At 65.7% G+C, this 13,115-nt stretch carries 7 protein-coding genes; all 7 read left to right on the plus strand.

Features of this window, described 5'->3' with window-relative positions:
• Window positions 1–225: 225 nt before the first annotated feature.
• The 7 genes from NGM28_RS16965 to NGM28_RS16995 all read left to right on the plus strand — a co-directional run bounded on the left by NGM28_RS16965 (window position 226) and on the right by NGM28_RS16995 (window position 12,983).
• Window positions 226–1,422, plus strand: coding sequence for an amino acid aminotransferase (locus NGM28_RS16965; protein WP_252090841.1), 1,197 nt, complete (start codon window positions 226–228; stop codon window positions 1,420–1,422).
• A 255-nt stretch (window positions 1,423–1,677) separates the two neighbouring features.
• On the plus strand, window positions 1,678–2,958 hold the full coding sequence (locus NGM28_RS16970) for a serine/threonine transporter (protein WP_240066857.1): 1,281 nt from the start codon (window positions 1,678–1,680) through the stop codon (window positions 2,956–2,958).
• Between the two features lie 168 nt (window positions 2,959–3,126).
• Window positions 3,127–3,627 (plus strand): thiol peroxidase, encoded by a 501-nt coding sequence (gene tpx / locus NGM28_RS16975; protein ID WP_252090842.1) that lies wholly within the window; start codon window positions 3,127–3,129, stop codon window positions 3,625–3,627.
• 246 nt (window positions 3,628–3,873) lie between these two features.
• Window positions 3,874–5,166, plus strand: a complete 1,293-nt coding sequence (locus tag NGM28_RS16980) for an MdtA/MuxA family multidrug efflux RND transporter periplasmic adaptor subunit (RefSeq protein WP_240066859.1) — start codon at window positions 3,874–3,876, stop codon at window positions 5,164–5,166.
• Window positions 5,163–8,258: an MdtB/MuxB family multidrug efflux RND transporter permease subunit gene (locus NGM28_RS16985; protein ID WP_252090843.1), complete on the plus strand. Its 3,096-nt coding sequence runs from the start codon at window positions 5,163–5,165 to the stop codon at window positions 8,256–8,258. The genes NGM28_RS16980 and NGM28_RS16985 overlap by 4 nt, the downstream gene beginning before the upstream one ends.
• A 130-nt stretch (window positions 8,259–8,388) precedes the next feature.
• A complete protein-coding gene (locus tag NGM28_RS16990) occupies window positions 8,389–11,499 on the plus strand; it encodes an efflux RND transporter permease subunit (RefSeq protein WP_240066861.1) in 3,111 nt (1,036 codons plus the stop codon).
• Entirely contained in the window at window positions 11,496–12,983 is a 1,488-nt protein-coding gene (locus NGM28_RS16995) for an efflux transporter outer membrane subunit (RefSeq protein WP_252090844.1), read from the plus strand. The genes NGM28_RS16990 and NGM28_RS16995 overlap by 4 nt, the downstream gene beginning before the upstream one ends.
• Window positions 12,984–13,115: the final 132 nt, after the last annotated feature.

Raw genomic sequence — 13,115 nt, forward strand, 5'->3', positions numbered from 1 at the left:
TCCAGGCGTCAGGCGCAGTAGTTGCATCGCCCATGAGATCGAGCGCCGCCCGTGCGGCGCTCGATTTCGAAAGCGCCACAAGGCTCCCGCCGCCCCCTTGAACCCCGGCGCCTTTGCACCCCTGCATCGACCGCTTGCGCATCGGTGATGTTCCTTGCGCCCGACTGCGGGTATCCTCGCCTGAGCCTTCCCTGAACTGTCCTGATTTCCAAGGAGCTGCACGCTGTGTTCAAACATGTCGATGCCTATGCCGGCGACCCGATCCTCTCGCTGATGGAAACCTTCAAGGCCGACCCGCGCGCCGACAAGGTCAACCTGAGTATCGGCCTGTACTACGACGAAGCCGGCGTGGTGCCGCAACTGGCGGCGGTGGGCGAGGTGGAAAAACGCCTGGCCGGCCAGCCCCACGAAGCCTCACTGTACCTGCCGATGGAAGGCCTGGCCGCCTACCGCCAGGCAATCCAGGCCCTGCTGTTCGGTGCCGACCACCCAGCCGTCACCGACGGTCGCGTGGCCACGGTGCAGACCGTCGGCGGTTCCGGCGCGCTGAAAGTCGGCGCCGACTTCCTCAAGCGCTACTTCCCGGGCTCCGAAGTCTGGGTGAGCAACCCGACCTGGGACAATCACCGGGCGATCTTCGAAGGCGCGGGCTTCAAGGTGCACACCTACCCGTACTTCGACCAGGCCACCCGTGGCGTGGACTTCGCCGGCATGCTCGCCGCCCTGCAAGCCTTGTCGGCCAACAGCATCGTCCTGCTGCACCCGTGCTGCCACAACCCCACCGGCGCCGACCTCACTGCCCAGCAGTGGCAACAGGTGGTCGAGGTGGTCAAGGCGCGCCAGTTGATCCCGTTCCTCGACATCGCCTACCAGGGCTTCGGTGAAGGCCTGGTGGAAGACGCCTTCGCCATCCGCGAGATGGCCCGTGCCGGCGTACCTTGCCTGGTCAGCAACTCGTTCTCGAAGATCTTCTCGCTGTACGGCGAGCGGGTAGGGGGGCTGTCGGTGGTCTGCGACGACGCCGCCACTGCGGGCAGCGTGCTGGGCCAGCTCAAGGCCACCGTGCGCCGCAACTACTCCAGCCCGCCCGCGTTCGGTGCGCAACTGGTCGCCGGCGTGCTCGGCGAGGCCAGCCTGAACGCCCAGTGGGAGGCGGAGGTCGAGGTGATGCGCAAGCGCATTCTCGAGATGCGCCAGGGCCTGGTCGACCTGCTCGGTGAACTGCTGCCGGGCCAGGACTTCCAGTTCTTCCTGCGCCAGCGCGGCATGTTCAGCTACACCGGTTTCAGCGTCGAACAGGTGCGCCGCCTGCGTGACGAGTTCGGCGTGTACCTGATCGACAGCGGCCGCATGTGCATGTCCGGCCTGCGTCCGGCCAACCTGCGCCAGGTGGCCGAGGCGTTCGCCGCCGTTCAGAAGTAACAAAGCCCTCCCGCGCCCCTGTTCGCCGGCAAGCCGGCTCCTACCGACCTCTGTAGGAGCCGGCCTGCCGGCGAACCAGGCTGCCCGCGTTTTTTCCCTTCTTGTAAAGACAAGTGCAACCGTCTCTCGGACGGGGCTTCCCCAAGTGCAACCTTTGCATGCACAATCGCGCCCCTCTTCCCCGGTTGAGTTGGGCGAATCGTCTAGTTCGCCATTCTCAGCCTGTTGCAGTCTTGCGAGTGGAGCTTCACCCGGATGAATGAGCAGGCCCCAAGCGTTGAACAACGCTTTGTAGAATCGACCCCCGCCACCCTCGGCAGCTGGTCGCGTCACGACACCACCTGGATGCTGGGCCTGTTCGGCACGGCGATCGGCGCCGGAACCCTGTTCCTGCCCATCAACGCCGGCCTCGGCGGTTTCTGGCCGCTGCTGGTCCTGGCCGTGCTGGCCTTCCCCATGACCTACTTCGCCCACCGCGGGCTGACCCGCTTCGTGCTCTCCGGCCGTAACGGCGGCGACATCACCGAAGTGGTCGAAGAGCATTTCGGCATCAAGGCCGGCGCGCTGATCACCGTGCTGTACTTCTTCGCCATCTTCCCAATCCTGCTGATCTACAGCGTGGCCCTGACCAACACCGTCAGCAGCTTCCTGGAGCACCAGCTGCACATCGCGCCACCACCGCGGGCGATCCTCTCGTTCGTGCTGATTCTCGGCCTGCTGGCCATCGTGCGCTGCGGCGAGCAGGCCACGGTCAAGGTCATGAGCCTGCTGGTGTACCCGTTCATCGTCGCCCTGGCGATGCTGGCCCTGTACCTGGTGCCGCACTGGACCGGCGGCATCCTCGACACCGCATCGCAGGTGCCGTCGGGCTCGGCGTTCCTGCACACCGTGTGGCTGGCCATTCCGGTGATGGTGTTCTCGTTCAACCACTCGCCGATCATCTCGGCTTTCGCCGTCGACCAGAAGCGCCGCTACGGTGACCACGCCGACGAGCGCAGCGGCCAGATCCTGCGCCGCGCCCACCTGCTGATGGTGCTGATGGTGCTGTTCTTCGTGTTCAGCTGCGTGCTGACCCTGAGCAGCGCCCAGCTGGCCGAAGCCAAGGCGCAGAACCTGTCGATCCTGTCGTACCTGGCCAACCACTTCGAGCAGCCGGCCATCGCCTTCGCCGCGCCGTTGATCGCCTTCATCGCCATTGCCAAGTCGTTCCTGGGCCACTACATCGGTGCCAGCGAAGGCCTCAAGGGCATGATCGTCAAGGCCGGCATGCGCCCGGGCGCCAAGACCCTGGACCGCGTGGTCGCAGCGCTGATGCTGGTGGTGTGCTGGATCGTCGCCACCCTCAACCCGAGCATCCTGGGCATGATCGAGTCGCTGGGCGGCCCGATCATCGCCGTGCTGCTGTTCCTGATGCCGATGTACGCCATCCGTCGCGTACCGTCGATGCGCAAGTACAGCGGTGCGCTGTCCAACGTGTTCGTGGTGGTCGTCGGCCTGGTGGCCCTGACCTCGGTGGTGTACGGCCTGCTGGCCTGATCCACGCCTGAACGATACAAATGCCCGGGGCGGTTGTCGCCACCCGGGCATTTTTTTGTCCACAAAAATTGTCCGGCAATAGAACAATTTCATGTTTGCTTATAGGCACTTGCGCGGCTTCATGCTTAACTCAGGGTCTTTTTCAAAACCCGCATAAGGAATTCCGCCATGGCTCAAGTGACTCTCAAAGGCAACCCGGTTCAGGTCAAAGGCGAACTGCCGAAGGCTGGCGCCGCGGCACCGGCGTTCTCCCTGGTCGCTGGCGACCTGTCCGACAAGTCGCTCAAGGACTTTGCCGGCAAGCGCAAGGTGCTGAACATCTTCCCGAGCGTCGACACCCCGACCTGCGCCACCTCGGTGCGCAAGTTCAACGCCCAGGCCAATGACGTGGCCAACACCGTGGTGCTGTGCATCTCCGCCGACTTGCCGTTCGCCCAGGCGCGTTTCTGCGGCGCTGAAGGCCTGGAGAACGTGAAGAACCTGTCGACCCTGCGTGGCCGCGAGTTCCTGGAAGCCTACGGCGTGGCCATCGCCGACGGCCCGTTGGCCGGCCTGGCTGCCCGCGCCGTGGTGGTGCTGGACGAAAACGACAAGGTGCTGCACAGCGAACTGGTCAGCGAAATCGCCCACGAGCCGAACTATGAGGCGGCGCTGGCTGTCTTGAAGTAAGCGCTCGCAGTGTTCGCCGGCAAGCCGGCCCCTACTGGACACAGGTAGGGGCCGGCTTGCCGGCGAACCAGGTAACACCCGGTAACGGCCTGGACCCTGTTCCAGGCCGTTTTCATTTAAAGTTCACCGTCTTTTCAACGTCAGCCGAAGGTAAAGCGCGGGTAAAGCCACTTTGCTAAACCGATGCCAGTGCTTATCGTTCAGGCTCTCCACGCCGTCTTTCTCTGAACAAGGTTCGTTCGACCCATGCAAGCCTCCAATTCCCGTTCCCTCCGTCGCTGGCTGTTCGGCCTGCTGATCCTGCTGCTGGTGGCCGTCTTGGCCTGGTGGCAGTGGCCCGCGCCGTCGGCCCACCACGAAGCCTCGGGCGGCCGCCCAGGCCGGGGCGCAGGGATGGGCATGGGCGGACGCCCGGGCTTCGGCGCCTCCACCGAGGCGGTGCCGGTGCGCGTCGAGCCAGTGCGGGTCGGTGATTTCCCGCTGTACTACAAGGCCCTGGGCACCGTTACCGCGACCAACACGGTCAACGTGCGCAGCCGGGTGGCCGGCGAGCTGGTCAAGATACATTTCAAGGAAGGCCAGCAGGTCAAGGCCGGCGACCTGCTCGCCGAAATCGACCCACGCTCGTACCGTATCGCCCTGCAACAGGCCGAAGGCACCCTGGCGCAGAACCAGGCGCAGTTGAAGAATGCCCAGGTCGACCTGGCCCGCTATAAAGGCCTGTACGCCGAAGACAGCATCGCCAAGCAGACCCTCGACACCGCCGAAGCCCAGGTGGGGCAGTTCCAGGGGCTGGTCAAGACCAACCAGGCGCAGGTCAACGATGCTCGCCTGAACCTCGATTTCACCCAGATCCGCGCGCCGATCAGCGGCCGGGTGGGCCTGCGCCAGCTGGACCTGGGCAACCTGGTGGCGGCCAACGACACCACCGCCCTGGTGGTCATCACCCAGACCGAACCGATCAACGTAGCCTTCACCTTGCCGGAAACCCAGCTCGACACCGTGCTCGCCCGCTACCGCAGCGGCGCCAGCCTGCCGGTCGAAGCCTGGGACCGTGGCGACCAGAAACTGCAGGCCACCGGCGTGCTGGGCAGCCTCGACAACCAGATCGACACCACCACCGGCACCCTGAAGTTCAAGGGCACCTTCCAGAACAAGGACCACGCCCTGTTCCCCAACCAGTTCGTCAACGTGCGCCTGCTGGCCGACACCCTCAAGCAGGTGGTGCTGGCCCCGAGCGCGGCGATCCAGTTCGGCAACGACGGCACCTTCGTCTATGTGGTCAACGCCGAGAGCAAGGTCAACATCCGCAAGCTCAAGGTGGGCGCCAGCGATGGCGAGCACACGGTGATCGTCGAAGGCCTGGCCGCCGGCGACCGCCTGGTGCTCGAAGGCACCGACCGCCTGCGCGAAGGTACCAAGGTCGAGGTCGTCGAGGACAGCTCGCAAGTGCCGACCACCCCCGGCCAGCACCTGCAAGGGCAGGGCGCGAAAGGCTCGGCCCAGGCCGGTGAGCCGAGCGACAAGGCGGGCGCATGAACCTCTCGCGCCTGTTCATCCTGCGGCCGGTCGCCACCACGCTGAGCATGCTGGCCATCGTCCTGGCCGGCCTGATCGCCTACAAACTGTTGCCGGTGGCGGCCTTGCCCCAGGTTGACTACCCGACCATCCGCGTCATGACCCTGTACCCCGGCGCCAGCCCGCAGGTGATGACCAGCGCCGTCACCGCGCCGCTGGAGCGCCAGTTCGGGCAGATGCCGGGCCTCACCCAGATGGCTTCCACCAGCTCCGGTGGCGCCTCGGTGCTCACCCTGCGCTTCAGCCTCGACATGAACATGGACGTCGCCGAGCAACAGGTGCAGGCCGCGATCAACGCCGCCAGCAACCTGCTGCCCAGCGACCTGCCGGCGCCTCCGGTGTACAACAAGGTCAACCCGGCCGACACCCCGGTGCTGACGCTGGCCATCTCGTCGAAAACCATGCCGTTGCCCAAGCTCAACGACCTGGTCGACACCCGCGTGGCGCAGAAGATCGCCCAGATCAGCGGCGTGGGCATGGTCAGCATCGCCGGTGGCCAGCGCCAGGCGGTGCGGATCAAGGTCAACGTCGATGCCCTGGCCGCCAACGGCCTCAACCTGGACGACGTGCGCACCCTGATCGGCGCCTCCAACGTCAACCAGCCCAAGGGTAACTTCGACGGCCCGACCCGGGTGTCGATGCTCGACGCCAACGACCAACTGCGCTCGCCCGAGGAATACGCCAACCTCATCCTCAAGTACAACAACGGCGCGCCGCTGCGCCTGAAGGACGTCGCCGAGATCGTCGACGGCGCCGAGAACGAGCGCCTGGCCGCCTGGGCCAACCAGAACGAGGCGGTGCTGCTGAATATCCAGCGCCAGCCTGGCGCCAACGTCATCGAGGTGGTCGACCGGATCAAAGAGCTCTTGCCGTCGATCACCGACAACCTGCCGGCGGGCCTGGACGTCAGCGTGCTCACCGACCGCACCCAGACCATCCGCGCCGCCGTGCGCGACGTGCAGCACGAACTGCTGTTCGCCATCGCCCTGGTGGTGATGGTCACCTTCCTGTTCCTGCGCCGCGTCTCGGCCACGATCATTCCGTCGATCGCCGTGCCGCTGTCGCTGATCGGCACCTTCGGGGTGATGTACCTGGCCGGGTTCTCGGTCAACAACCTCACCTTGATGGCCCTGACCATCGCCACCGGCTTCGTGGTCGATGACGCCATCGTCATGCTGGAGAACATCTCCCGCCATATCGAGGAAGGCGAGACGCCGCTGCAGGCCGCGCTCAAGGGCGCGAAGCAGATCGGCTTCACCCTGATCTCGCTGACCTTCTCGCTGATCGCGGTACTGATCCCTCTGCTGTTCATGGCCGATGTGGTCGGGCGGTTGTTCCGCGAGTTCGCCATTACCCTGGCGGTGGCCATCCTGATTTCGCTGGTGGTGTCGCTGACGTTGACGCCGATGATGTGCGCGCGCCTGCTCAAGCGCGAACCGAAAGAACAAGAGCAGGGCCGTTTCTATCGCGCCAGTGGCGCCTGGATCGACTGGCTGATCAGGCACTACGGCAGCGCCCTGACCTGGGTGCTCAAGCGCCAGCCGCTCACGTTGCTGGTGGCGGTGGCCACCCTGGCGCTGACCGTGGTGCTCTACCTGATCGTACCCAAAGGCTTCTTCCCGGCGCAGGACACCGGGGTGATCCAGGGGATTTCGGAAGCACCGCAGTCCACCTCGTTCGCCGCCATGAGCCAGCGCCAGCAATCCCTGGCCAAGGTTATCCTCGAGGACCCGGCGGTGCAGAGCCTGTCCTCGTACATCGGCGTGGATGGCGACAACGCCACCCTCAACAGCGGCCGCCTGCTGATCAACCTCAAGCCCCATGGCGAGCGCGACGTCACCGCCGCCCAGGTCATCAGCCGCCTGCAACCGCAGCTCGACAAGCTGGTGGGCATCCGCCTGTTCATGCAGCCGGTGCAGGACCTGAGCATCGAGGACCGGGTCAGCCGCACCCAGTACCAGTTCAGCCTCAGCTCGCCGGACGCTGAACTGCTCGCGCAATGGAGCGGCAAGCTGGTCCAGGCCCTGCAGCAGCGGCCCGAACTGCGTGACGTGGCCAGCGACCTGCAGGACAAGGGCCTGCAGGTGTACCTGGTGATCGACCGCGACATGGCCAGCCGCCTGGGGATCAATGTGTCGCAGATCACCAACGCGTTGTACGACGCCTTCGGCCAGCGGCAAATATCGACCATCTACACCCAGGCCAGCCAGTACCGCGTGGTGCTGCAGTCGCAGACCGCCGCCAGCCTCGGCCCGCAGGCGCTGGAGTCGATCCACGTCAAGGCCACCGACGGCGGCCAGGTGCGCCTGTCGGCGCTGGCGCGCATCGAGCAGCGCCAGGCGCAACTGGCCATCTCGCACATCGGCCAGTTCCCGGCGGTGATGATGTCGTTCAACCTGGCCCATGGCGCGTCGCTGGGCGAGGCGGTCAAGGTGATCGAACAGGTGCAGCGCGACATCGGCATGCCGATCGGCGTGCAGACCCAGTTCCAGGGCGCCGCCGAGGCATTCCAGGCTTCGCTGTCGAGCACCTTGCTGCTGGTCCTGGCCGCCGTGGTGACCATGTACATCGTGCTGGGCGTGCTCTACGAGAGCTACATCCACCCGGTGACCATCCTCTCCACGCTGCCGTCAGCGGCGGTGGGCGCCTTGCTGGCGCTGCTGCTCAGCGGCAACGACCTGGGGATGATCGCCATCATCGGCATCATCCTGCTGATCGGCATCGTCAAGAAGAACGCGATCATGATGATCGACTTCGCCCTGGAGGCCGAGCGCCACCAGGGCATGAGCCCGCGCGATGCGATCTACCAGGCGGCGCTGCTGCGCTTCCGGCCGATCCTGATGACCACCCTGGCCGCGCTGTTCGGCGCCGTGCCGCTGATGCTCGCCACCGGTTCCGGCGCCGAGCTGCGCCAGCCGCTGGGCCTGGTGATGGTCGGCGGGCTGCTGGTGAGCCAGGTGCTGACGCTGTTCACCACCCCGGTCATCTACCTGTACTTCGACCGCCTGGCGCGCCGCTGGGGCGATTCGTGTTCGGCCGAGGAGGCGGTATGAGCGGCTTCAGGCTGCAAGCGGCAAGCTGCAAGCGGCAAGCTGATCGGGGTGGATTCGCGTGCGGTGCTCGCGCGCGCTTTTTCTTGCGGCTTGAAGCTTGCCGCTTGCCGCTTGAAGCGTGGAGCTGGAAATGAACCTGTCCGGACCGTTCATTCGCCGGCCGGTAGCCACCATGCTGCTGAGCCTGGCGATCATGTTGCTGGGCGGGGTGAGCTTCGGCCTGTTGCCGGTCTCGCCGCTGCCGCAGATGGATTTCCCGGTGATCGTGGTAACCGCCAACCTGCCTGGCGCCAGCCCGGAGGTCATGGCCTCCACCGTGGCCACGCCGCTGGAGCGCAAGCTGGGTGCCATCGCCGGCGTCACCACCCTGACCAGCAGCTCCAACCAGGGCTCGACCCGGGTGATCATCGGCTTCGACCTGGGCCGTGACATCGACGGCGCGGCGCGCGAGGTGCAGGCGGCGATCAACGCCACCCGCAACCTGCTGCCCAGCGGCATGCGCAGCATGCCCACGTACAAGAAGATCAACCCGTCCCAGGCACCGATCATGGTGCTGTCGCTGACCTCCGACGTGCTGTCGAAGGGCAAGCTGTACGACCTGGCCGACACCATCCTGTCCCAGAGCCTGTCCCAGGTCAGCGGGGTAGGGGAAGTGCAGATTGGCGGCAGCTCGCTGCCCGCCGTGCGCATCGAGCTGGAACCGCAATTGCTCAACCAGTACAGCCTGTCGCTGGACGATGTGCGCACCGCCGTGGCCAACGCCAACCAGCGCCGGCCCATGGGCTTCGTCGAGGACCAGGAACGCAACTGGCAGGTGCGCGCCAACGACCAGCTGGAGAAGGCCGAAGACTACAAGCCGGTGGTGATCCGCCAGGCCAACGGCGCGATCCTGCGCCTGTCCGACGTGGCCAAGGTCACCGATGGCGTGGAGAACCGCTACAACAGCGGCTTCTTCAACGACGAAAGCGCGGTGCTGCTGGTGATCAACCGCCAGACCAACGCCAACATCATCGAGACCGTCGGCCAGATCAAGGCCGAGCTGCCGGCCTTGCAGTCGCTGCTGCCGGCCAGCGTCAAGCTCAACGTGGCCATGGACCGCTCACCGGTGATCAAGGCCACGCTCAAGGAGGCCGAGCACACGCTGCTGATCGCCGTGGTGCTGGTGATCCTGGTGGTCTACCTGTTCCTCGGCAACCTGCGCGCCTCGCTGATCCCCAGCCTGGCGGTGCCGGTGTCGCTGGTGGGCACCTTCGCGGTCATGTACCTGTGCGGCTTCTCGTTGAACAACCTGTCGCTGATGGCCTTGATCCTGGCCACCGGGCTGGTGGTGGACGATGCCATCGTGGTGCTGGAGAACATCTCGCGGCATATCGAGAATGGCGAGAAACCGATGCGCGCCGCCTACAAGGGCGCACAGGAGGTGGGCTTCACGTTGCTGTCGATGAACGTCTCGCTGGTGGCGGTGTTCGTCTCGATCCTGTTCATGGGGGGCATCGTCCGTGGGCTGTTCAAGGAGTTTTCCATCACCCTGGCGGCGGCGATCATCGTCTCGCTGGTGGTGTCGCTGACCCTGACCCCCATGCTCTGCTCGCGCTGGCTCAAGGTCCATGGCCCACAGCAGCAGACCCGCCTGCAACGCTGGAGCGACCGCGTTCACCAGCGCATGGTGGCAGGCTACGACAGGAGCCTGGGCTGGGCGTTGCGCCACAAACGTCTCACCCTGTTCAGCCTGCTGGCCACCATCGTCCTCAACATCGCCCTTTACGTGGTGGTGCCCAAGACCTTGATGCCGCAGCAGGACACTGGCCAGTTGCAAGGCTTCATCCGTGGCGACGACGGCCTGTCCTTCAGCGTGATGCAGCCGAAGATGGAAATCTACCGCCGCGCCTTGCTCAAGGACCCGGCCGTAGAGAGCGTTGCGGGTTTCATCGGCGGCAACAGCGGCACCAACAACGCCTTCGTGCTGGTGCGTCTCAAGCCCATCAACGTACGCAAGGAAGACGCGCAGAAGGTGATCGACCGCCTGCGCAAGGAATTGCCCAAGGTCCCGGGCGGGCGCCTGTACCTGATGGCCGACCAGGACCTGCAACTGGGGGGCGGTGGTCGCGACCAGAGCACCTCCGAGTATCTGTACACGCTGCAGAGCGGCGACCTGGCAGCCTTGCGCGAATGGTTCCCGAAAGTCACCGCCGAGCTGCGCAAATTGCCGGAGCTGACCGCCATCGACGCCCGCGACGGCGCCGGCACCCAGCAGGTGACGCTGGTGGTCGACCGTGACCAGGCCAAGCGCCTGGGCATCGACATGGACATGGTCACCGCCGTGCTCAACAACGCCTACAGCCAGCGGCAGATCTCGACCATCTACGACAGCCTCAACCAGTACCAGGTGGTGCTGGAGATCAACCCCAAGTTCGCCTGGGACCCGAGCACCCTGGAGCAGGTGCAGGTGATCACCGCCGACGGCGCCCGCGTGCCGCTGTCGACCTTCGCCCGCTACGAGAACTCCCTGGCCAACGACCGGGTCAGCCACGAAGGCCAGTTCGCTTCCGAGAGCATCAACTTCGACGTGGCCGAGGGCTACAGCCCCGACCAGGCCCTGGCGGCGCTGGAGCGCGCGGTGGCCAAGCTCGGCCTGCCCGAGTCGGTGATCGCCAAGCTGGGCGGCACGGCCGATGCCTTCAGCAAGACCACCCAGGGCCAACCGTTGATGATTCTCGGTGCCCTGGTGCTGGTGTACCTGGTACTGGGCATCCTGTACGAGAGCTACATCCACCCGCTGACCATCCTCTCCACGCTGCCCTCGGCCGGTGTCGGTGCCTTGCTGGCGCTGTACCTGACCGGTGGGCAGTTCAGCCTGATCTCGTTGCTGGGGCTGTTCCTGCTGATCGGCGTGGTGAAGAAGAACGCCATCCTGATGATCGACCTGGCCCTGCAGCTGGAGCGCCATGAGGGCCTGTCGCCGGAAGAGTCGATCCGCCGCGCCTGCCTGCTGCGCCTGCGGCCGATCCTGATGACCACCCTGGCCGCGATGCTCGGTGCGCTGCCCTTGCTGCTGAGCCGTGCCGAGGGCGCCGAAATGCGCCAGCCACTCGGCCTGACCATCATCGGTGGCCTGGTGTTCAGCCAGGTCCTCACCCTCTATACAACGCCTGTGGTCTACCTGTACCTCGACCGCCTGCGCCACCGTTTCAACCGTTGGCGCGGCGTGCGCACCGACGCTGCCCTGGATACCCCGCTATGAACTTTGCCCAGACCCGCCTGCACCGTGCCCTCAAGCTGCTGACCGAGGGGCGCGGCTCGCGCCTGCTCGGCGCGGGCTTGTGCGTGGCGATGCTCAGCGCCTGTACCCTGAGCCCCGACTACCACCGCCCCGAGTTGAGCACCCCGGCGCAGTTCAAGCAGGCCGAAGGCTGGACCCAGGCCAACCCGTCGGATGCCATCGCCCGGGGGGCCTGGTGGGAAATCTATGGCGATCGTCAGCTCAATGCCCTGGTCGAGGAACTCAACCGCAGCAACCAGACCGTCGCGCAGTACGAAGCCCAGTACCGCCAGGCGCAAGCCCTGGTGCGCAGCAGCCGCGCCGCGTTGTTCCCTTCGCTCGACCTGACCACCACCAAGAACCGCTCCGCCCAGGGCACCGGCAGTTCCAGCTCGAGCCTGTCGAACAACAGCAGCGGCATCCGCAACACCTACAACGCCCAGCTTGGCGTGAGTTGGGAGATCGACCTGTGGGGCAAGCTGCGCGAGACGATGAATGCCAACGAAGCCAGCGCCGAGGCCAGCCTCGCCGACATGGCGGCCATCCGCCTGAGCCAGCAGTCGGAGCTGGTGCAGAACTACCTGCAGTTGCGGGTGATCGATGAACAGAAGCGCTTGCTGGAGGCCACCGTGGCTGCCTATGAGCGTTCGCTGAAGATGAACGAAAACCAGTACCGCGCCGGGGTGGCTGGCCCCGACGCGGTCGCCCAGGCGCGCACCCAGCTCAAGAGCACCCAGGCCGACCTGATCGACCTGGCCTGGCAGCGGGCGCAGTACGAGAACGCCATCGCCGTGCTGATGGGCAAGGCCCCGGCCGACTTCGCCCTGGCCGCCACCAACGCTATCCCGGCCTTGCCGCAGATTCCCGTGTCGCTGCCGTCGCAGCTGCTGGAACGCCGGCCCGATATCGCCTCGGCCGAGCGCAAGGTCATGGCGGCCAACTCGAATATCGGCGTGTCCCGGGCGGCGTACTTCCCGGACCTGTCGTTGAGCATGAGCGGCGGGTATTCCAGCAGCAGTTTCAGCAACTGGGTCGAGCTGCCCAACCGCTACTGGTCGGTCGGGCCGCAGCTGGCATTGAACCTGTTCGATGCCGGCAAGCGCAGCGCCGAGGTGGACCGTACCGTCGCGGTGTATGACCAGACCGTGGCGCAGTATCGCCAGACCGTGCTGGATGGGTTCAAGGAGGTGGAGAACTACCTGGTGCAGCTGAAGGTGTACGCCGACGAGGCCGGGGTGCGGCAGGAGGCGCTGGAGGCAGCGCGGGAGTCGCTGCGCTTGACCGAGAACCAGTACAAGGCGGGGTTGATCGGTTACCTGGATGTGGTGAATGTGCAGACTACCGCGCTTAGCAACGAGCGCAGCGTGTTGAACCTGCTGCAAGGGCGGTTGGTGGCGAGTGTGCAGTTGATTGCGGCGCTTGGCGGCGGTTGGGATGCCCAGCAGGCGTTGGCGGGCGAAGATTGAATTTCAGTGGCGCCTGGGCAGACGCAGCTGTCGCCAGCGGGGTTGTTCGTGGCCTTTGAGTCGTATTCGCCGGCAAAGCCGGCTCCTACAGGATGATCGCGAAAGCGGACCGCTCGGTAGGAGCCGGCCTTG

It is taken from the genome of Pseudomonas sp. MWU13-3659, from assembly GCF_023757525.1.
Lineage (GTDB): Bacteria > Pseudomonadota > Gammaproteobacteria > Pseudomonadales > Pseudomonadaceae > Aquipseudomonas > Aquipseudomonas entomophila_E.